The 20,227-nt window shown below is 55.8% G+C and carries 17 protein-coding genes; 14 read left to right on the top strand and 3 right to left on the bottom strand.

Features of this window, described 5'->3' with window-relative positions; genetic code table 11:
* Window positions 1-5 precede the first annotated feature (5 nt).
* The 9 genes from IEW65_RS07055 (at window position 6) to IEW65_RS07015 (ending at window position 10,151) form a co-directional block, all read left to right on the top strand.
* Complete coding sequence (locus tag IEW65_RS07055) at window positions 6-965, top strand: ABC transporter permease (RefSeq protein ID WP_188638772.1); 960 nt, start codon at window positions 6-8, stop codon at window positions 963-965.
* Window positions 962-2,506 carry a sugar ABC transporter ATP-binding protein gene (locus IEW65_RS07050; RefSeq protein WP_188638771.1) on the top strand — a complete coding sequence of 515 codons (1,545 nt, stop codon included), beginning with the start codon at window positions 962-964 and terminating at the stop codon, window positions 2,504-2,506. Before IEW65_RS07055 ends, IEW65_RS07050 begins: the two co-directional genes overlap by 4 nt.
* 83 nt (window positions 2,507-2,589) lie before the next feature.
* The gene (locus IEW65_RS07045; protein WP_188638770.1) at window positions 2,590-3,669 is read left to right on the top strand and encodes a maleylacetate reductase; all 1,080 of its coding nucleotides are present in this window, start codon (window positions 2,590-2,592) and stop codon (window positions 3,667-3,669) included.
* A complete protein-coding gene (locus IEW65_RS07040) occupies window positions 3,666-5,051 on the top strand; it encodes an amidohydrolase family protein (protein WP_188638769.1) in 1,386 nt (461 codons plus the stop codon). The genes IEW65_RS07045 and IEW65_RS07040 overlap by 4 nt, the downstream gene beginning before the upstream one ends.
* Window positions 5,048-5,995, top strand: a complete 948-nt coding sequence (locus IEW65_RS07035) for an NAD(P)-dependent oxidoreductase (protein ID WP_188638768.1) — start codon at window positions 5,048-5,050, stop codon at window positions 5,993-5,995. The genes IEW65_RS07040 and IEW65_RS07035 overlap by 4 nt, the downstream gene beginning before the upstream one ends.
* Window positions 5,988-6,851 (top strand): intradiol ring-cleavage dioxygenase, encoded by an 864-nt coding sequence (locus tag IEW65_RS07030; protein ID WP_188638767.1) that lies wholly within the window; start codon window positions 5,988-5,990, stop codon window positions 6,849-6,851. The genes IEW65_RS07035 and IEW65_RS07030 overlap by 8 nt, the downstream gene beginning before the upstream one ends.
* A 59-nt stretch (window positions 6,852-6,910) precedes the next feature.
* Window positions 6,911-7,501 carry a malonic semialdehyde reductase gene (locus tag IEW65_RS07025; RefSeq protein WP_188638766.1) on the top strand — a complete coding sequence of 197 codons (591 nt, stop codon included), beginning with the start codon at window positions 6,911-6,913 and terminating at the stop codon, window positions 7,499-7,501.
* Between the two features lie 115 nt (window positions 7,502-7,616).
* On the top strand, window positions 7,617-8,354 hold the full coding sequence (locus IEW65_RS07020) for a sulfite exporter TauE/SafE family protein (protein ID WP_188638765.1): 738 nt from the start codon (window positions 7,617-7,619) through the stop codon (window positions 8,352-8,354).
* Window positions 8,355-8,387: 33 nt separating this feature from the next.
* The gene (locus IEW65_RS07015; RefSeq protein WP_188638764.1) at window positions 8,388-10,151 is read left to right on the top strand and encodes an ABC transporter substrate-binding protein; all 1,764 of its coding nucleotides are present in this window, start codon (window positions 8,388-8,390) and stop codon (window positions 10,149-10,151) included.
* A 69-nt stretch (window positions 10,152-10,220) separates the two neighbouring features.
* Here the strand turns inward: IEW65_RS07015 and IEW65_RS07010 are convergent, their stop codons facing one another.
* Window positions 10,221-11,024, bottom strand: a complete 804-nt coding sequence (locus IEW65_RS07010; protein ID WP_188638763.1) for an SDR family NAD(P)-dependent oxidoreductase — start codon at window positions 11,022-11,024, stop codon at window positions 10,221-10,223.
* 423 nt (window positions 11,025-11,447) lie between these two features.
* Here IEW65_RS07010 and IEW65_RS07005 point away from each other — a divergent pair, with 423 nt between their 5' ends.
* Window positions 11,448-12,278, top strand: a complete 831-nt coding sequence (locus tag IEW65_RS07005) for a 3-oxoadipate:acetyl-CoA acetyltransferase (RefSeq protein WP_188638762.1) — start codon at window positions 11,448-11,450, stop codon at window positions 12,276-12,278.
* 407 nt (window positions 12,279-12,685) lie between these two features.
* Entirely contained in the window at window positions 12,686-13,549 is an 864-nt protein-coding gene (locus IEW65_RS07000) for a cell division protein (RefSeq protein WP_188638761.1), read from the top strand.
* A 176-nt stretch (window positions 13,550-13,725) separates the two neighbouring features.
* Here the strand turns inward: IEW65_RS07000 and IEW65_RS06995 are convergent, their stop codons facing one another.
* Entirely contained in the window at window positions 13,726-14,004 is a 279-nt protein-coding gene (locus IEW65_RS06995; protein WP_188638760.1) for a type II toxin-antitoxin system Phd/YefM family antitoxin, read from the bottom strand.
* Between the two features lie 122 nt (window positions 14,005-14,126).
* On the opposite strand from IEW65_RS06995, the gene IEW65_RS06990 reads away from it, so the two are divergent.
* Window positions 14,127-15,215, top strand: coding sequence for a flavin monoamine oxidase family protein (locus IEW65_RS06990; protein ID WP_188638759.1), 1,089 nt, complete (start codon window positions 14,127-14,129; stop codon window positions 15,213-15,215).
* 17 nt (window positions 15,216-15,232) lie between these two features.
* Here the strand turns inward: IEW65_RS06990 and IEW65_RS06985 are convergent, their stop codons facing one another.
* Window positions 15,233-16,120, bottom strand: a complete 888-nt coding sequence (locus tag IEW65_RS06985; protein WP_188638758.1) for a LysR family transcriptional regulator — start codon at window positions 16,118-16,120, stop codon at window positions 15,233-15,235.
* A 130-nt stretch (window positions 16,121-16,250) separates the two neighbouring features.
* Here IEW65_RS06985 and IEW65_RS06980 point away from each other — a divergent pair, with 130 nt between their 5' ends.
* Window positions 16,251-17,861, top strand: a complete 1,611-nt coding sequence (locus IEW65_RS06980) for an NADH-quinone oxidoreductase subunit L (RefSeq protein ID WP_188638757.1) — start codon at window positions 16,251-16,253, stop codon at window positions 17,859-17,861.
* Window positions 17,858-20,221 (top strand): putative inorganic carbon transporter subunit DabA, encoded by a 2,364-nt coding sequence (locus tag IEW65_RS06975; protein WP_188638756.1) that lies wholly within the window; start codon window positions 17,858-17,860, stop codon window positions 20,219-20,221. Before IEW65_RS06980 ends, IEW65_RS06975 begins: the two co-directional genes overlap by 4 nt.
* Window positions 20,222-20,227 lie beyond the last annotated feature (6 nt).

Raw genomic sequence — 20,227 nt, 5'->3', positions numbered from 1 at the left:
GCAAGATGACATCAATGAAAGGGTTCTTCCGTGGTAGAGCGAAAATACAGCCGATCTGGGTATTCGTTATCGCGCTCTTTATCTTCTTTAGCGTTATGTCTGAGTACTTCCTGTCATTTGGGAATATCAGCAATATTCTGGTGCAGACCTCAACGATAGGCCTGATAGCCCTAGGCATGACCTTCGTGATGATTAACGGCAACATCGATTTGTCGGTGGGCGCGATACTGGGGCTTTCCGCTTCTCTGGCAGTGGGTTTGCAGGCAATTAGCATGACGCTGGCCATTCTAGCCGCGTTAGTCTCAGGTATTTTGCTGGGAGCCCTCAATGGCTTTGTTGTTTGGAAAACCGGTGTTAACGCGTTCATCGTAACGCTAGGAGCCATGCTGGGTGTGCGTGGCTTAATCTTTCTATACACCGGTGAGCAGTCTTTCTTCGCCATGAACTTTGCGTTCGCCGACTTCGGCACGAGCACGATCGGGCCGGTTCCCGTCTTGGCCATCATCTTTCTGATTTGTGCACTAATCATGCATCTAGTGCTGACGCGTACCAGCCATGGCCGCAACACCTTTGCCGTAGGCGGCAACCCTGAAGCATCGATTGATGCGGGTATCCGCCTAGGCCGACACATGATGATCAACTTCATCATCGTAGGGTTTTTCGCGGCACTCGCGGGTGTCCTGCTTGCCAGCCAAATGGGGGCGGCCACGCCTAATCTAGGCCGAGACTATGAGCTTTGGGTGATCACGGCGGTAGTGCTGGGCGGCACGAAGTTGACCGGTGGTTACGGCAGCATTGTCGGTACACTAGGCGGCGTACTGGCCATCGGTATTCTGCGCAACGGTATGAACTTAATGCAGGTGCCCGCTTTTTACGTACTCGTTATTCTCGGCGCGATTCTCATCTCTGTTCTGATCATTGATAAGAAGCTTAATGCACCCTCGGCCAAGGAGGTGCGGATATGAACGCCTCTTCACCGCAATCACGTCAGCCCATCGATGCGGCACCCATCCTGGAACTTAAAGGCATCACGAAACGATTCCCCGGAGTGGTCGCGCTCAACAACGTTGATTTTGACGTTCGCCCTGGTGAGGTGCATGCCTTGCTGGGTGAGAACGGGGCTGGCAAATCGACCCTGATGAAAGTGCTGGCCGGTAAGCACCAGGCCAACGAAGGCAAGATTATTCTAGGCGGCCAGGAAATGGCCTTCGAGAATCCTAAGCATGCCAAACGCGCGGGGGTCGTACTGATCCATCAGGAGCAGTCGTTGGTCTCTGAAATGACGGTGGCCGAAAACATCTTTCTCGGCAGTCTGCCCAGAAAGTCGTTCAATCGCGTGGATTGGCGAAAACTGCGTGAGGATACCAATAAGATTCTTGAGCGGCTTAAGTGCGGTTTTCAGCATGACGATCTAGTGGGCTCGCTATCGATTGCCAAAAAGCAGATGGTGGAAATTGGCAGGGCGCTTGCCTTTACTCCGCAGGTTGTTGTGTTTGACGAGCCGACGGCATCGCTCACCGACCACGAAAAGCCGGTGCTCTACGACGTGATCAATTCGTTATGTGAGCAGGGCGTGGGCATTGTGTATATCTCCCACCGCATGGATGAGATTTTCCATCTATCACACCGCATTTCAGTGCTGCGAGACGGCGAGTACACCGGCACGGTCAACACCGCAGATACCAACGAAGATGAAATCACGCGGATGATGATCGGCCGCAGCCTAACGCTTGATCATGCCAGCAAGCCCACGGATTTCGGCGACAACATGCTGGAAGTGCGCCACCTGTCAGTTAAGCGTGTTTTTGAAGATGTCAGCTTTAACGTTCGCAAGGGCGAGATTGTTGGCATGTATGGTTTGGTCGGCGCAGGGCGCTCAGAGGTGGCCGAAACTATCTTTGGCCTGCGTAAGCCTTCGGCTGGTGACGTCGTGCTTGATGGTGAGGTGGTGAATTTTCGTAACTCCCACGATGCGGTGATGAGCGGCGTCGCATTAGTACCGGAAGACCGCAAAGATCAGGGCCTGATTCTGGGCATGAACTGTCGTGACAATATGACATTGGCAAGCCTCTCTAGCGTGTCGTCATTAGGCTTTATGACCAGTGCGAAAGAGCGCGAAGTCTACGACAAGTATCACCAAGCCATGAAAATCAAAACCCCCAGCTGGCGCCAAAAAGTCGGCAATTTAAGCGGCGGTAATCAGCAGAAGATCGTCATCGGCAAGTGGCTGCATACCCAGCCTAAATTGCTCATCCTCGATGAGCCAACGCGGGGTATTGATGTCGGTTCTAAATCTGAAATCCACACCCTCGTCAAAGACTTAGCCAAATCCGGCTACGCCGTGTTGGTGATCTCGTCAGAGATGCCCGAAGTGCTGGGCCTGAGTAACCGCATTATTGCGATGTACGACGGCCGCGTCACCGCGGAGTTTGATGGTGACAACGTCAGTGAGGACGCGCTGGTGCAAGCCATTACCGGTATGGGAAAGCAGGCGCAGGCGAGCTAGCTCACCTGCTGCGATAAGTGTGCCCGCTAGCAGGTAGAGGGTAGCGAGCACACAGCCCACTTCAAACGACTAAGGAATGTTTTATGCAACCTTTTGTTTATGATGGCCTGCCATCCCGGGTGGTATTTGGCCAAGGTACCCTGGCTCAGCTGAGAGAAGAGCTTGAACATCTCGGCTGCTCACGCGCCCTGGTGTTAGCCACGCCTCAGCAGCACGAGCAAGCAAGCCGCGTACTAGAACTTCTAGGCGATAAGGGCATCGGCGTTTATGCAGATGCCGTGATGCATACGCCCGTTGAGGTGACCAAACATGCCCTGCAGGTAGTTAAAGAGCTCAGCGTAGACTGCACGGTGGCCATCGGTGGCGGTTCAACGATTGGCTTGGGTAAAGCCATTGCCTTACGTACTGGCTTACCTCAGATCGCGATACCCACCACCTACGCGGGCTCGGAAATGACGCCGATCCTGGGTGAAACAAGCGACGGCATCAAAACCACCCAGCGCACCCTGGACGTACTACCGGAAACGGTCATTTACGACGTTGACCTGACCTTAACGCTGCCTGCGGTGATGTCGGGCACCAGCGGCATTAACGCAATTGCCCATGCCGTTGAGGCGCTTTATGCCCGTGACTGCAATCCGGTGATTGCGCTGATGGCAGAAGAGGGGATTGCGGCGCTGGCGCGAAGCCTGCCGGTAATTGCCAACGAACCCGCCCATATTGAAGCGCGTTCTGATGCGCTCTACGGCGCTTGGCTGTGCGGCACTTGCCTGGGTTCGGTGGGCATGTCGCTGCATCACAAGCTGTGCCATACCCTCGGCGGCTCTTTTAACCTTCCCCATGCGGAAACGCACACCATTGTGCTGCCTTATGCGCTGGCCTATAACGCGCCAGCGGTGCCGGAAGCGATGGCGCGTATTGGGCGTGCGCTGGGCTGTGACGACGCAGCGGCTGGCCTTTACGATTTAGGGCGTGCTGTCGGAGCCCCAAGCGCACTCTCCGAACTAGGCTTTAGCGTAGACGATGTGGTACGGGCCACAGAGATTGCAACCCGCAACCCTTACTGGAACCCACGCGATGTGGAAGCGAAGGGTATCCACCGTTTGCTCAGTGATGCTCAGTCGGGGAAACGGCCCCAGGCGGAGAGTGGAGGTGGCCTATGAGCACGCTGTTTGTTAACGCCACGATTGTCACCATGGACCCGCAGTTGGGCGAACTGAGCGATGGCCAGGTACTGATCGAGGGTGATCGTATCGTCGCCGTGGGGCATGACCTGACCGATCACCCCAAGGCACACGCAGCCGAGGTAATCGACTGCGGCGGCGGTATCCTGATTCCCGGGTTGGTGAATGCCCATATGCATACCTGGCAAACCGGCCTGCGCGGCGTTGCCGCCAATTGGACGCTGCTGGAGTATTTTCGCCATGTTCACCGTGGCCTCGCGGCGCTATTTACGCCCGAGGATATCTACATTGCTACCCGGATGGGCGCGATAAACCAGCTTAATTGCGGTACCACCACGTTAGGTGATTGGTGCCATAACAACCCGACCCCGGAACATACTGACGCCGCTGTGAAAGGGCTAAAGGAATCGGGCATTCGCGCGCTGTTTCTGCATGGCTCCCCAAAACCTGACCCTAAACCTGGTCAGCCGCACTTTAGTGAAATTCCTCATCCTCGTCATGAGATAGAGCGCTTATTAAACGGCGAGCTGGCAAACCCAGAAGGGCTCGTCACCTTGGGCATGGCTATTCTCGGCCCTCACTACTCAACCCTAGAGGTGACGCTGCAGGACTTTGCTTTGGCCAAAGAGTTTGGCCTGGTCGCCTCCATGCACCAGGGCGGCGGTGAGGCCGTGGCCCCCGGTGCCTGGGATGAAGTGGAAGCGCGTGGCTTACTGAGCCCCGATATCAACATTGTGCATGGCCAAAGTTTGGACGAAGGCCAAATGTCCCGGTTCTGCGCAAGCGGCGTGACGTTCTCCATTGCCCCTGAAAACGAGATGACCCAAGGCCACGGTTTCCCGGTGACTGGGCTGGTTCGTCAAAACGGCGGCGTGGTGTCTTTGGGTGTGGATCTCGAATCGGTGCTCTCTGGAGATATGTTCAGCGTCGCCCGGGCAGCGCTGGGGATGCAGCGCGCTCTTGATAACGACGCCTCCCGCCGTGAGCAGGGCAAGATCCCCGATACCTCCACCATTACCACTCGGGAAGCGCTGGGCTGGATCACCCTCGATGGGGCAAAAGCACTGGGTCTTGATGACCGTATTGGCAGCCTCACGCCGGGTAAGCAGGCCGACATAGTGCTGCTGGATAGCAATCAGCTCAACATGCAGCCGGTGAACGACCCAGTTTCTACGGTGGTCATGCAAACCAGCCTTGCCAACGTCGACAGCGTGATGGTGGCCGGGCAGTTCAAAAAACGTGGCGGCCGTCTGCTCATGGAGACTCAGCAGGGTATCGCTGAGCTGGCCAAGTCTGGCCACCGTATTCACGCCGAACTGCTGGCGCGTGAAGCGCAATCAACACAGGAGGTCACCCCATGACAACCGCTTCTGCAACGCCTTCAACGACCCCAAAAGTGGCATGGGTAGGCTTGGGTAAACTGGGTTTGCCAATGGCCGCCCGAATTGTTCAAGCCGGAACCCCTGTTCAAGGCTTTGATCTGTCGGCGGACCGCCTTGCTCTCGCCGCAGAGATCGGGGTGACGCCTCATCAAACGCTGGCAGAGGCCGTGGCCGGTTGCGACTTAGTGTTTGTGTCGATTCCCGATGACCGCGCATTGATCAGCCTGTGCCTTGAGGCTGGCGAGCTGATTAGCCACATGATGCCCGGAAGCACCTTAATTGAGACAAGCACGGTGAGCGTGGAAGCCTCTACGCGAGTGGCCGAGGCGGCAACGGCTCACGGTGTGGTCTATCTGCGCAGCCCGGTATCCGGTAACCCCGTTGCGGCAGAGGCGGGCACGCTTTCCGCGATGGTCTCTGGCCCACGGGAAGCGCTGGAAGCGGCCAAGCCCGTGTTTGTAGCGTTTACCAAAGCGCAGTACTGGCTGGGCGATGAAGAGCAGGCCCGGGTGGCCAAACTGGCCATCAACCTGATGATTGCCGTCAGTGCCGGGATGATGAGTGAAGCGCTGACACTGGCGCGTAAAGGCAATATTGAGTGGGACGCTATGCTGGAGCTGATCTCTGACAGCGCGGTGGGCTCACCCATGGTGAAGTACAAGGTACCGCCCCTGTTAGCGCGGGATTTTACCTCGACGTTTTCCGCCGCGCAGATGGCCAAAGATCTTGATCTTATCCTCGACTGCGCCCACGGCACTGGGGTCTCGACCCCGCTAGCAGCGCAAATGCGCGAAGCCTACACCGCCCTTATCGCCACCGGGCACGGCAACGATGACTATATCGCCACCGTTCATCATACCGAGCGCCTGTCAGGGTTGGGTGAACCTTCGCCCGTCACGCAGGGAGGCCACACACATGCGTAATCTCACCACTGATAATATTACTGCCGCCGTGATGGATGAGTTTTCACGTTGTGAAGATGAACGGCTGAAAACGCTGCTGAATGGCTTGGTCAAACACCTGCATGCCTATCTACGCGAGGTGAAGCCCACCGAGAAAGAGTGGACTCAGGCGATTGAGTTTCTCACCCGAGCCGGGCAAATGTGCGACGACGAACGCCAGGAATTCATCCTGCTATCAGATACCCTGGGCGTCACCATGCTGGTGGATGCGATTAATCACGCCAGCAGCGACCCTAAAATCACCGAAAGCACCGTGTTGGGGCCGTTTTACGTCGCAGACCCTCCCCAAGCCAACCAGGGCGACGCCATTAACTGGGGCGTGGAAGGGGAGCCCCTGTTCATCGAAGGTTACGTACAAGACGCCCATGGCAAACCCTTGGCAAATGTCGCCATCGATGTTTGGCAATCAGACAGCGAAGGCTTTTATGACGTCCAGAAGCCTGAACTTGAAGGCGCTACGCTGCGCGCTCGCTTTCATACCGACCGCCAGGGCCGCTACGCCTTCTGGACGGTAACGCCGTCTCCTTATCCCATTCCTACCGATGGGCCGGTTGGCAAAATGCTTGAAATTACAGGCCGTCATCCTTATCGCCCCGCCCATGTGCACTTCATGCTGATGGCCCCAGGCTACGAAACCCTGGTGACCCAAATCTTCGCGGAAGACGACCCTTACCTTGATTCTGACGCGGTATTTGGCGTGAAAGATTCCCTAGTGAAGGAGTTCATTCAAATGCCCGCGGGGCTAGCGCCCGATGGTCGGCAGATGGACACCTCATACCGCTATTTTCAATACGATTTCGGCTTAAAGACGGCCTGAACGACTCACCCTGAACGCCTGGCTCCTACTGAGCGGGTTAAACCGAAAGAGGCAACACCATGACAACGATTAACCAAGCAGCGATAGCCACCCTATTCACAGAAGCGCGTACCCATAACGTTTGGCAGGATCGAGAGGTGAGCGAGGAAACGCTGCGCGAACTGTATAGCCTGATGCATTACGGCCCTACCTCGATGAATTGCCAGCCAACGCGGATTATCTTTCTGACCACCGATGCGGCGAAAGAGCGCCTGAAGCCTGCTCTATTACCGGGCAACCAGGAAAAAACCATGAAGGCACCGGTGGTGGCAGTGCTGGGCTTTGATACCGAGTTTTACGAGCACCTGCCGCGCATGTTTGCCCATAACAAAGATGCCAAATCGCTGTTTGAAGGCAAGCCAGACTTCATTCACTCCACGGCGTTCCGCAACAGCTCGATTCAAGGCGGCTATTTGATTTTAGCGGCCCGTGCGCTTGGCTTGGATGCAGGCCCTATGTCGGGCTTCAACAACGCCGCGGTGGATGAAGAGTTCTTCCCCGATGGAAAAGTGAAGAGCAACTTCCTGTGCAACTTAGGCTATGGCGATGCCAGCGCCTTGTTCCCGCGTGGCGACCGCTTCTCCTTCGATGAAGTGTGCACCGTACTGTAAGTACGCCATACGCACGCATATTGGTTGACTTACCGAAAAGGGGCCGTGCCTGTCATGGCCCTTTTTTCTGCGTGTGTGGCACGGCGTAAAGGCGCAATCTGAAAGGGGTGTTCTGATGGCATTTGATTGGGTATTTGTGGCACTGATGATCGTGGCCGTGTTACTGACGGGGATTTCTAAATCAGGGTTTGCGGGTGGGGTGGGAGTGGTCGCTGTACCGCTGATCTCGCTAAAGGCAAGCCCCACCTTTGCGGTGGCGGTGATGCTTCCGCTGCTGATTGTCATGGACGTGTTTAGCCTAAAAGCCTGGTGGCGACAGCGGGTGGATCGTTTGTTATGGCTGATGTTTCCGCCTGCGATATTGGGCGTTGCGGTGGGCTACTTCACCTATGGCTGGTTTGATGAGGCGCTGCTGACACTGCTGCTGGGTATTTTTTCCGTGCTGTTTGGCCTGTGGGGGCTGCTTAAACCGCTGCGCGGACGACTGCTGCCCACTTGGGTGGGGCGTCTGTGTGGAGGAATCGCCGGGTTTACCAGCTTTATTGCCCATGCGGGCGGCCCACCGCTGAATTTTTACTTGCTGCAGTGCCAACTCACCAAGCAGCAGTTTTTAGGCACTGCGGTTGTGTTTCTTGCGATCACCAACTTAGTGAAGCTGGTGCCCTATACGCTGCTCGGCTTGGTGACGTTCGATAATCTCACCATCGCACTGCTGTTGATGCCGGTGGCATGGCTGGGCATCCAGTTAGGGTTAATCATTCAGCGACGGATGGATGGGGAGCTGTTTTTCCGGGTGATTCTTTGCCTACTCATTTTGTTAGGTATCCGCTTGATCATCGATGGAGTAAGTTAAAGCCACCATGAAAAAGAGGCGAGTGGGCTGACTATGTTTGACGATACGCATCCTGAAGGGCCTTACGACAAGCTATCGCAAACGCCCGTTTCTAAAATCTCGAACACCGAGTTAGCGCGCTTCATCGAGTTCATTGAGAAGTTTGAAAACGAGACTGAATCCACGCTCTCGATGTCGCTGGGGTATCGTGAGATGCGGATGTTGCTGCACGTGATGCGCAATCATCTGGCGGGCCGATTAACCACGCCTACCTCGCTGGCGGATGCCTCAGGGCTGACCTACGGCACCGCCAAGCGCGGTATTGAAAGCATTATGCAGCGCGGCCTTCTGATTTCGCGCCCACGCACAAAGACCGGAAAAACCGTCTCGCTGCATCCTTCCCCACAGATGATAGAAGAGTGGGAAAGCTACGCGGAGCGCATTAAAGGCCTGCTGGGCCCGCTGTTTGGGATCGACCCCGCCTCAGAGTCTGGCAGCAAGATATTTTTAGGCACGTCAGCGTCTCAGCAGGTGATCTCGACACCCGCTGTGCTCTCCGCGCGGCTGGAGCTGAAAGGGGGCTTACGTGTGCTGGCGCATGCGGACCCTACCTTTATGGCGATGCATAATTTAAAACGGCAGCTAGAGTCCATTTTCGGTCTGGAAATTCGCAATAAAGCACGCTCCATTGATAACTTGCTGGATGATATTCTCGATAATGCCCGTTTAGCGAAATCCCGCTACGACATTGTGGCCTGCGACTTGCCCTGGTTTGGCGACTTGGTTTCGCAGGGCGTTTTGATGCCGTTAGACGCGCTCATCCAGCGCGATGGCTACGATCTTTCTGACTTCCACCCGATGGCGATCCAAAGCGCCGGCTATGCGGGTTGCCAGTACGGCATACCTGTGCAAACCACCCCTGAACTGCTCTGTTATCGCAAGGATATTTTGGCCGCAGCGCAGTTAACGCCCCCCAGCACCACCGAGGCTTTGGTAAAAGTCGCACGGCAGTTGCACGACCCTGCCAAGGGGCGATACGGCATCGCTTGGAACGCCGCCCGTGGCACGCCGCTGGGGCATACGTTTAGCTTTCTGATGGCTAAATTTGGGCAACCGATAGTAGATCTACCGCTACATGCAGGCGGCTTCGATTTTCAAAACGCCAGCGGTGAGCAGCTGCGCCCCATGTTTCAATCAGATGCCGCTTACCGAGCCTGCGAGTATATGCTGGATATTCTCAAATACTCCCCGCCGAATATTCTCAATATGTCTTGGTATGAACGGGCGCAGTCCTATGCCTCGGGCGAGTCGTGCATGGCTTACTGCTATACGCTACTAGCCCCCTTGATCGAGTTCGATAAGCGATCACCGGCATACGGCAATACCGGGTATTTATCACATCCGGTGGGCAATCACGGCAGGGCGATTACGCCCATTGGTGGGTATGCGCTGGCGATACCTGCCAACTTATCCAAAGAGCGAGTGGAAGCCGTGTGGACGGCGTTAAAACACCTCACGTCGCCCAATATGTCTAAGCTCTACATCATGAACGGTAGCTTGGTCACGCCACGTTTTAGCGTTAGCCAAGACCCGGAAGTGTCCGCGCTGTCGCCGTTGATTACGATTGTCGATGATATGGCGAAACAGGATGTTTTGCAGGCGTGGCCACGTCCGCCGGTTCCGGGCATTACCGAGCTCATCAGCATTGCAGGTAATGAAATTTTCGAGGTGCTAGACGGGCGGCGCTCGATAAAAAAAGCCCTTTCTATCGCCCAAGAGCGCGCTGATAACGTTATGCGGGAAAAGGGCCATTATTGAGCAGGTAAAAAGGAGTAACCCCCATACCTGAGAGGCAGGTATGGGGGCGGTGGTTTCTTGGCTGGAGGCTTACTGCATGATCATACCGCCATCGATCATCAGCAGCTGGCCGGTCATGTAATCAGACTCTTGGCTGGCGAGGAACGACGCGGTGCCGACCACATCTTCGGGGTAAGAGTAACGCTTCATCAGAATCATTTTTTCAGCCAGCTCGTCCATCGACTGGCCCTGCTTCTCGAATTTGCCGATACTGACTAAGTCTTTATCCAGCTGTTCCCAAAGCTCGGTGCGCACTACGCCTGGGGCATAGCCGTTAACGGTGATGTTGTGATCAACCAGTGCTTTTGCACCGCCATTAATCATCGCCAGCACGGCATGCTTGCTGCAGGAGTAGGGCACCACATCGTCAAATGCCTGACGGGAAAGAATCGAGCCCACATTAATGATCTTATAAGGGCCGCTTTCTTTACCTTGGCTAATCATCTGTTTAGCGGCTTCCTGCATGCCGAGTAAGCAACCCAGCGCATTAACATCCATAATTTGATGCCAATTTTCTTCAGTGATATCCAGAAACATTAACGGCTTATTGATACCGGCATTGTTCACCATCACGTTTAAACTACCAAACGCTTCTACTGTGGCTTTAACGGCTGCCTGCACTTCTGCCCGGTTAGTTACATTCAACTTAATGGCAATAGCATCGCCACCTTTTGATTTGATGCGCTGAGCGACCTCTTCGCACCCCTCAATGTTGAGATCCGCCACGCAGACCTTTGCCCCTTGCGCGGCATAATGCTCAGCGACAGCCGCCCCCATACCACGCGCAGCACCAGTAATGAGACAGTGTTTACCTTTGAGTCGAGTGTTATCCATGAGGTCACCTTGTAAGTTTTGTTGTGGGTCAGTATGCGCTGCCACCTTTACCAGACCGTGCTGGTGGGGTGCCGGTAGCCAGCGCTAACAAGGACGTGCGTTGTTAAATCGGCGTTGCGAATAACAGAAGTGCAACCTTGTGATAGGCATTCTCAGGCCGTTTTGACTCTAAGGACAGAGCGCCTCGTTGTTAATATGACCAGATTGGACTTTTTTACATTCCCCGCATTATGAAAAGCAAAAGGGGCGGTGTTTTAATCGCCCCAGTGTCAGTGAGTGCAGCCGTTAATAGCTAACAAGAACGTATACAAGTGTTTGGCGCGCTTTTATTGACTGCTTTTCTTAATGTTAGGTGTTAGCCGTAGTGCATCTAATGTTTATTTCTATCTTGATTTCTTCTTATAAAAATAAAGCGAGGTTTTTATGTCTCAGCCATGCATTATCTGTGTTGCCATTACGGGAAGCCTGCCACGTAAAGAAAACAATCCTGCCGTGCCGATTACCGTTAATGAGCAAATAGAGAGCACCCAGGCAGCCTTTGAAGCCGGGGCCAGTATTGCGCATTGCCATGTGCGTAACGACGACCAAACGCCTTCCTCCGACCCGGAGAAGTTTGGCCGCCTGATGGAAGGGCTCAAGAAACACTGCCCGGGCATGATTATCCAGCTTTCTACCGGAGGCCGATCTGGTGCTGGCGAAGCTCGCGGAGGCATGCTGCCGCTAAAACCAGATATGGCCAGCCTATCGGTGGGTTCGAATAATTTCCCCAGCCGCGTTTACGAAAATCCTCCCCAACTGGTGGAGTGGCTGGCAGACGAAATGCTCAAGTACAACGTGAAGCCTGAAATTGAGGCGTTTGACCTCTCACACATCCATCAGGCGGTTGCGCTCTCAAAGCAGGGCAAGCTGAAAGCGCCGTTATACGTTCAGTTCGTTATGGGGGTTAAAAACTCAATGCCCGCCGACAAACACAGCTTTGACTTCTTTATTGAAACGCTCAAACGACTAGCCCCCGACGCCCAGTGGTGCGGCGCAGGCATAGGAGCCAACCAATACTGGCTTAACGAATGGTCGATTGCAGCAGGCGGCCATACCCGCACCGGGCTTGAAGATAACGTGCGGATAGATCGCGATACGCTAGCCGCCTCAAACGCCGCCCTGGTCGAGAGAACCGTCGCGCTGTGCGAAAAATACCAGCGCCCGGTCGCCACCTGGCAGCAAGCCCGCGACATACTCGGGCTGCCAATGGTGTAAAGCTATGAGTGGGTGCTGCTGTAAAGGTTAAACAGTGGCAGCAAGCGTAATGTGTCGGTTCTATCTATCTCAAAAGTCCTTTCTCGAAAGGGCTTTTTCTTTTTTGTTCTATGCCTTCTTGCAGCCAGTCCTTAGCGCAGAGGATGAATGCATGCAGTGTGCGTTCGCCCATTGGATTGCACGGTAAGCGTGACAGAGGCCGCTGACTTCGCTAGTGTTGGTTAAGGATGGTGAAGCTTGTGGGCTTTGTTTGCTTGCGATTTTTTGCGGTTATTCTAAGCAAACATTGATGTCACGGTGATTGGTGTTGTACTGGTAATTAATTTTTAAATTTCAATAAGTTAGGTTTCTGGTGCGCTCATTTTTATCACAGCGTTTTATATAACAACTGCTCAGCGAGGAAAGTTATGACTAAGGTACAAAGACCACCAATACCTCCTGAAATTAAAAGAGAAGTGCGAAAACGCTGTGGCTTTGGCTGTGTAATATGTGGAATGCCATTATACGAATATGAGCATATGCTCGAATGGGCCGAGGTGAAAAGGCATGTTGCAAGTGAAATTACACTCCTGTGCAGGCTGCATCATGGAGAAAAGACCAATGGTTTGTTACCAAAAGAAAATGTGATTGAGGCAAATAAAAATCCGTTCAATCTCAAGGCTGGAGTATCAAAAAATCACTTGCTGCATTACTCAGGTAAGAATGTCCAGCTTGTTTTAGCAAATAGTGTTTTTCAGTTTAATGACTTCCCTGAAAATTCTTTCTTTGCTCCGTTAGTTGTAGATGGTTTGGCTATTGTTGGTTTTCGCGTAGAAGATGGTAAGTTATTACTACAGTTCATAGCGTTTGATGAATTCAATGTTCCTGTTTTAAAAATTGTAGACAGCGAGTTGATATATAGGACAGAACAATGGGATATAGAATGGATAGGCCAAAAGCTGACTTTCCGACAAGGCCAGAGAAAAATTTTACTTCAATTGGTTTTTGAACCACCTCATACAATTCGTATGGTGAAAGGAAGAATATTATTCAACGGGATAGAGTTACTTATTGGTGCGGATTTTCTCTTTTGCTCAAATAACTCAAGTTTTTTTAGTGGTATTTCGACGACTAATTGTCCGGTAGGTTTAGCAATAGGTGATCCAGTACCCAATGCGGGTGCTGGTATGGTTTTTTCTGGGATTCCTCGGTATGGATTTGATAGAAAAGCCGCGCGGAAATTTCTGAGAAAGTGTCAGAATGAGGCACGCTTAAAAAAACCATCAATTTGAACGCATTCTGGACGGCAGATGGTGGTGGCATTAAAACTGAACACTGTGACCACCAATAGCGAAAAGATTGCAGCATTTCCTTGAGTAATTTGCACAAGGCCTTGTGTAATGCGTCTTCCCTTTTCGCGCATCGCTTCGACGTCACCCCATCTTCAGTAGCACCTGGATTTAGAGTCTTAAGTTACTTTATCGTTTTTTAACACTAGTTGCTCGACAGTCGGTTGATAGTTTTTGCCACGCGTATGGGTTTCAAGGGAGTCGGCAATCTGCTGCATGAGATGTTTGCTTTGGAGAACGTGAAGCGTTTCCTGTCCTTGCTCCCAGTCGTCGGCACTTATCACAACAAAAGCCGCTCCGGCTCGTTGTGTTACCTTGATCGGCTCATGCCTACTAGCCACTTGCTCTACAACGCTTTCCAGATTGTTTCTGAATTTGTTGGCACTGATGGTTTCCATAACAGCCCCTAATGTGCGGTAATTTCGTACAAGTACAGGTCAATAGCCCTAACAAGGTCAAGCCCCAAACCTCACCCAACTAAGCTATCCTCCCAACCCTAACTCACCACCGAGACCTCTTCATGCACACAACACGCATCGCCATCGTGGGCGCTGGTTTGGCGGGGCTGTATGCCGCTTATTTGTTGGAACAGCGGGGCATCACCGATTACGTGGTGCTGGAAGCGCGGGAGCGGGTGGGTGGGCGTATTGCGGCGCTGGTGCCGGATGCGGCCAGGGCTTCTGAGGCGTTTGATCTGGGGCCTTCGTGGTTTTGGCCGGGGTTTCAGCACGCGCTGGGGGCGCTGGTGGAATCGTTGGGGCTGTCGTCGTTTGCCCAGCATGAAACCGGCGATATGGTGGTGGAGCGCTCTCACCAGATGCCGCCTGTGCGCATGCAGGGCTTTGCGAATCAGCCGCCTTCGATGCGGCTGCAAGGCGGCATGCAGGCATTGATTGATGCGTTGCGTCAGCGTGTTGAGCCTTCGCGACTTCACACCGGGCAGGCGGTTCAGGCTATGTCGCTCACCGGCAATGGCAATGTGGCACTGCAGTGTGCGAGCGGGCAGCGTTTTACCGCACAGCACGTGCTGCTGGCGGTGCCGCCCAGGTTGGCGGCGCAGTCGATAGCCTTTACGCCGCCGCTGCCGGAGCGGCTTGCCCACCAGTGGGCCAATACCGCTACCTGGATGGCACCCCACGGCAAATACGTGGCGCTGTATGCCACACCTTTTTGGCGAGAGGAGCAGCTTTCGGGAGAAGCGCGTAGCTTGATCGGCCCGCTGGGTGAAATTCATGATGCGTCCCACCCGGATGGTCACGCAGCGCTGTTTGGCTTTTTTAGCTTACCTGCCAGCGCACGGGCACAGATTGGCGACGAGACGCTGCGCCAACACTGCCGCGCACAGCTAGCCAGGCTGTTTGGCCCTGAAGCGGCTAACCCAACGCGGGATGTGATTCAAGATTGGGCGCAGGAGTCATTTACCGCTACCCACGGCGATCAACAACCTAGCGAGCATCATGGCATGGCACCGCCCGTTCGCGCTGCTGATGGGCCTTGGCAGCCTTGCTTAACCGGCATTGGCAGTGAGTGGGGCGAGCAGTATGCCGGTTACTTGGCAGGTGCCATTGAAGCCGCCGAGCGCGGCGTGGCAAATGTGCTGGCGAAGTAGGCCGCTGGTGCCAAGCGCTAATCCAGCAGCGATTCGCCCGAGCGCGTGAGCAGCGCTTTTAGGCTGGGGGATTCAAAGCGGCGCTGAATGGTAATGGCGTAGAACTCCTCCCATACGCCTGGCAGCGCGCCGTAATCTTTTAGCGTGCCGTTGTGCAGCTCGTCGCGCACAACGACGGGGGGCATAACGGCAATGTGCTGAGTGTCCCGCGCTAGTAGACGCATCATCGCCATATCGTCTACCTCGGCGGCAATTTTGGGCGTTAGCCGGTAGTGGCTGCACAGCTGGTCAAAGGCGTGGCGCGTGGCGTTTTCAACCCCGGGCAGAATAAACGCGTGGCCGCTTAAGCCTTTGGGAAAAGCGGGGGGCGGCGAGAGGTGGGGCGCTGCAATTAAACTTACCGGCTGGCGCGCTAACCGCTGGGAGCGCCAGGGGTGTTCGCTATCACCGCGTACGGGCTGGTTAGAGAGCACCACGTCTAGCTTGTGGGCCGAAAGTCGCCTTAGCAGGTCATCCATGCCACCGCTTTGCAGTATCAAATCCAGGTCGTCTCGGCCCAGCAGCGGCCGTACAAACCCTTCCTGAAAGTTGCGCGATAGCGTGGCCACTGCCCCGACGCGCACCACTTCGCGGTGGGCGTGACCGCCTTCAGCAAACAGCGCGCTCAGCTCTTCGCCTTGGGTGAAGATGGTTTCCGCGTAATCAAACGCCAGCCTGCCCGCTTCGGAAAGATGCAGCTGCCGCCCTTCGCGAATAAACAGCGCTTGGCCCAGGCGCTCCTCTAACTGGCGAATTTGCTGGGAAAGCGACGACTGTGATACGTGCAGCGCTTCGGCCGTGCGCGTCAGGTGGCCCGATTTCGCCACTTGCCAAAAATAGTAAAGATGATGGTAGTTGAGCTTCATGGCAGAGGGGTCTCAGGCTGCGTGTTGGCTGTTCGTTCTGTTTTAAAGAACGATTTATCAAAAATAAACTATTTTTTATATGGTGACGAGCTGGGCATAGTCGGTGGCATACGACTAAGGGGGAAAGGCTATGCCAAATTTCGTCGACATAACGGTGCTATCCATATCGGTGCTATCACTACTGGCGCTGTGGTTACTGGTCCCGGTTTCGCTGTTAGTGATGGCGGGCGTTAGCGCACGGGCCAGCACGCCCGCATCGCTCCAGCGCGCTTGGAAAATAGGCCGCTGGTTAACGGCAAGCGCGCTGGTCGCAAGCCTAGCGGTGGGCGGGCTGCTGGTGCTGGATGCGCTGGGTGTACCTACCGGCCTGCCCGAAGCTGCGCAGCCGCTGGGCTTGTATCCAGATGGTTTGGCCGTGTGGATGGCGCTACTCATCAGCTTGTTAGGCACGGTGCTGCTGCGTTTTGCAGAGAACTACCTAAAGGGCGACCGTGGCGAGCGTCGGTTTTTGCCCTGGTGCTTGGTGGTGCTAGCGAGCGTGATGCTGCTGGTCTTTACCCATCACTTGGTCGTGATGCTGATTGCTTGGGTGGGCGTGAGTGTGGCGCTGCACCACTTGCTAACGCTCTACCCAGAGCGTGTTGAAGCCCAGCGGGCGGCATGGCAAAAATTTGTGGTAAGCCGCTTAGGCGATGCCGCGCTAATCGCGGCGGTCGCGCTTCTCTACGCACGTTTCGGTACCTTTCAACTACCTGAGCTGTTTGCGGCCGCCGAGACTGCTTCTGGCGGCTGGCAGGTGGAGGCCGCCTCGGTGGCGTTGGCCATCGCGGCGCTGTGCAAATGCGCCCAGGTGCCAATGCATGGCTGGTTGATCAAAGTCATGGAAGCCCCCACGCCAGTTTCCGCGCTGCTGCATGCGGGGGTGATTAACCTGGGGGGCTTTGTGTGGCTGCGCCTGTTCCCGGTGTTTGAGGGCCTAACGCTGGGCCACTACCTGCTGATTGCGGTGGGTGGTTTTACCGCGCTGGTCGCGGTGATGACGATGCTGACCCAAACCTCCGTCAAGCATGCTCTGGCGTGGTCTACCTGCGCGCAAATGGGCTTTATGCTGTTTGAAATTGGCGTAGGTGCGTACACCTTGGCGCTGGCCCACCTGCTGGCGCACTCACTTTACAAAGCTCACTCCTTCTTGGCGTCTGGCCGTACCGTGCGGGCCTCGCGCTGTGAGCGCTTGCCGCTTGCGCCGCTGCGTCAGCGTCTTTCTCTTGCGCTGCCTGCGGCCGCCGTCGCGGCGATGGTACTGATGATGTGGCCATCTCTGGTTAGCCATAATCCACTGCTGGGTGCACTGCTTAGCTTGGCGGTGGGCAGCACGCTGTTGGGTATGCCGGTGGGCACGGCCAAACCCAAGCGTTGGGCGTTGGTAGGAATGGCGCTTGCCTTGGTGCCGCTGTATGCCTTGCTACATAGCGTGTTGGCACCGGCGCTGCCCAGCGCCTACACGCCCTTAACACTCACGGCAGGCCTTTTAGGGGCACTGATGCTGGCAAGCTTAGTGCTGGCCGCAGGGGCCGTGACGCTGTTTCCTCAGGCTGCCTGGGTAGCCCGCTGGCGCGTTCACTTTAGCCAGGGGCTTTACCTGGCACTGCCGTTTCAGCGTGGGGTGGATGCGGTGGCCCCTATTCGTGCCTGGTCGCGTCCTTCATCGCTTGCCCCTGGTTTAAAAGGAGAGTGGTCATGAGTCAGCCTGTTGCCGTAGACACATCCTCACGCCATTCATCAGCGCCGTCGCCAGAGCAGTACCATGAAGCGCTAAAACGCGCGACCGACGCCATTGCCCCGGTATGGCCGCTGGACCAGTGGATCGCGGTGAACCCTTGGTGGGGCCAGAGGCATCAGCCCATTGAGCAGGTGAGCCAAGCGCTCAGCCGCCGGGCCGGGCAGCCGATGACCATGCCAGCCGAGTTTTATCGTAACGCCTGGGAATCGGGCCGGATCACTCCGCAAGACCTACAGCAGGCGCTGCGCCAAGGCGGCTACGCCTATAGCGAGCAGAGCCTAGTAAGCTACTTGGCAACACCGCCAAAGCCGGTAACGCCGCTACGCAGCGCCTGGGATTCCCTGGCAGGGCATGATGGGTTTGACCCGCTGGCGGAGAGCTGTGCGAGCTACTTCGATCACCATCAACAGCGCTGGGCAAGCCGTTCTGTGCCTTCGCTTTATCACTTCTGGAAAACGGCGGCACAGCACGATCTGCGCTGGCCTAAAGCGCAGCGCCAGGCGCTACAAACTCTGCCAGATGACCCTGCCGCTGCGGTTGAGCAAATAGCCGCAGATTGGGCGCTCACCCCAGAAGCGTTTGAGGTGCTGGCCCACACGCTGCTGCTAAGGGTTAACGGCTGGGCTTCCTGGTGCCAAGGCATTGGTTGGCATACCGCCCACCAGCAGGCAGAGGCGGGCATTACCCAGCTGGCGGCCATGGTACTGGCGTGGGAGTGGTTAGCGGTTAACCAACTGACCAGCATTCAGCAGCGCGAGTGGTTTGCCCAGTGGCAAACCGCCGATGCCGCCATTGCTTCTGCGCATGAGGCGCTGTGGTGCTGGCAGCACGCCTATGAGCTGGGCTACCAGCGGGCGCTAGCCACAACGTTAGCCGCGCCGGGTGCCGAGCTCTTCTCCGCCCCTAAGGTGCAGGCTGCGTTCTGTATCGACGTGCGCTCTGAGCGGTTTCGTCGCCATTTAGAACAGGCCACCCCTACCGTGGCCACGTTAGGGGTGGCGGGGTTCTTCGCTATGCCGGTGGCCGATGCGGCTACAGGGCCCGAGCGTGCCCAGCCCCGCGTGCCGGGGTTGTTGAAACCTGCTTATTGGGTGGGCTCGTTGCAGCCGCAGCAGCGGGGCGTTCAGCGCTATCAAAAAGAGAGCCAGCGCCAAAGCGTGCGCCACGCGAAGTACGCGCCGCTTTCAACCTTCACTCTGGTGGAAACAACCGGCATTGCCTGGGGCTGGAAGCTGATTAAAGACAGCCTGCGCAAACAGGCAACCGTGCCCCAGTGCGAAGCCCCCGCCGGGCTTTTCCATACCTACGACGGCGAGCCAATTGCCCGTCATGAAAAAATAGCGCTGGCGAAAAACCTGCTAACGCTGCTGGGAACCCCCACGGCACCGCTGCTAGTGCTGGTGGGCCACGACTCCCAAAGCGAAAATAACCCACATCATGCCGGGCTTACCTGCGGTGCCTGTGGCGGGCAGGGCGGCGGCATGAATGCGCGAGTGGCCGCTGCGCTGTTGAACGACCCAGACGTACAGCAGGCCGTACAACACGCGGGTATCTCGTTGCCTAGCCCTTTTTATGTATTGGCCGCCACCCACTGCACGCTTACCGACCGCGTGCATGTCTACCGGGATGAGCAGATGCCCAAAGCGTTAGAAGATGCGTTGGCCGCATTTGAAAGCGGTGTACACGTGGCGGGTGAGGCTACTCGTCTTGAGCGGGCACCTGACCTGGGGGTGGATGACGCCGACCCTATTGAGCGTCTGAAAACCTTCGCTATGCGCGGTGCCGACTGGTCGCAACCACGGCCTGAGTGGGGGCTGGTAAATAATGCCGCGCTTATTTTAGCGCCACGGGCCCGTACCCAAGGGAAAGCGCTCGAAGGGCGCGCGTTCTTGCACGACTACCACCCAGAGCAAGATTCGGAAGGCAAGGTGTTAGAAGGGCTGATGATGGCACCGATGCTGGTGGCCAGTTGGATCAACCTGCAGTACTACGCGTCTACCGTGGTGCCTGGGCTGTACGGCGCGGGCAATAAGCTGCTGCACTCGGTGGTGGGTGGCCATGTGGGTGTTATTGAGGGGAATTCGCCCCAACTGCGCATTGGCTTGCCGGAGCAGTCGCTGCGCGATGGCGAGAAGCTTCATCACGAGCCGCTGCGTTTAACCGTGGTAATCGACGCGCCCAGAGAGCGCATCGAAGCGATTATTGAGCGCCAGCCGGTGGTGGCGGATTTAATCAACCACCGCTGGCTGTGGCTCACCCGGATGGGGGATAAAGGCCTAGAGCGCTACTCGCCAGAAGGCTGGCAGTTGGTTGCCGTTTGAGGGGCG

Source organism: Vreelandella lutescens, assembly GCF_014640815.1.
Taxonomy (GTDB): domain Bacteria; phylum Pseudomonadota; class Gammaproteobacteria; order Pseudomonadales; family Halomonadaceae; genus Vreelandella; species Vreelandella lutescens.
The sequence above is the reverse complement of the archived record's forward strand: the minus strand, read 5'-3'. Positions and strand labels throughout refer to the sequence as shown.

Excerpts from the sequence above, each read along its gene's own strand:
- IEW65_RS07055 (WP_188638772.1), top strand. The coding sequence starts at position 6 with ATGACATCAATGAAAGGGTTCTTCCGTGGTAGAGCGAAAATACAGCCG.
- IEW65_RS07050 (WP_188638771.1), top strand. The coding sequence starts at position 962 with ATGAACGCCTCTTCACCGCAATCACGTCAGCCCATCGATGCGGCACCC.
- IEW65_RS07045 (WP_188638770.1), top strand. The coding sequence starts at position 2,590 with ATGCAACCTTTTGTTTATGATGGCCTGCCATCCCGGGTGGTATTTGGC.
- IEW65_RS07040 (WP_188638769.1), top strand. The coding sequence starts at position 3,666 with ATGAGCACGCTGTTTGTTAACGCCACGATTGTCACCATGGACCCGCAG.
- IEW65_RS07035 (WP_188638768.1), top strand. The coding sequence starts at position 5,048 with ATGACAACCGCTTCTGCAACGCCTTCAACGACCCCAAAAGTGGCATGG.
- IEW65_RS07030 (WP_188638767.1), top strand. The coding sequence starts at position 5,988 with ATGCGTAATCTCACCACTGATAATATTACTGCCGCCGTGATGGATGAG.
- IEW65_RS07025 (WP_188638766.1), top strand. The coding sequence starts at position 6,911 with ATGACAACGATTAACCAAGCAGCGATAGCCACCCTATTCACAGAAGCG.
- IEW65_RS07020 (WP_188638765.1), top strand. The coding sequence starts at position 7,617 with ATGGCATTTGATTGGGTATTTGTGGCACTGATGATCGTGGCCGTGTTA.
- IEW65_RS07015 (WP_188638764.1), top strand. The coding sequence starts at position 8,388 with ATGTTTGACGATACGCATCCTGAAGGGCCTTACGACAAGCTATCGCAA.
- IEW65_RS07010 (WP_188638763.1), bottom strand. The coding sequence starts at position 11,024 with ATGGATAACACTCGACTCAAAGGTAAACACTGTCTCATTACTGGTGCT.
- IEW65_RS07005 (WP_188638762.1), top strand. The coding sequence starts at position 11,448 with ATGTCTCAGCCATGCATTATCTGTGTTGCCATTACGGGAAGCCTGCCA.
- IEW65_RS07000 (WP_188638761.1), top strand. The coding sequence starts at position 12,686 with ATGACTAAGGTACAAAGACCACCAATACCTCCTGAAATTAAAAGAGAA.
- IEW65_RS06995 (WP_188638760.1), bottom strand. The coding sequence starts at position 14,004 with ATGGAAACCATCAGTGCCAACAAATTCAGAAACAATCTGGAAAGCGTT.
- IEW65_RS06990 (WP_188638759.1), top strand. The coding sequence starts at position 14,127 with ATGCACACAACACGCATCGCCATCGTGGGCGCTGGTTTGGCGGGGCTG.
- IEW65_RS06985 (WP_188638758.1), bottom strand. The coding sequence starts at position 16,120 with ATGAAGCTCAACTACCATCATCTTTACTATTTTTGGCAAGTGGCGAAA.
- IEW65_RS06980 (WP_188638757.1), top strand. The coding sequence starts at position 16,251 with ATGCCAAATTTCGTCGACATAACGGTGCTATCCATATCGGTGCTATCA.
- IEW65_RS06975 (WP_188638756.1), top strand. The coding sequence starts at position 17,858 with ATGAGTCAGCCTGTTGCCGTAGACACATCCTCACGCCATTCATCAGCG.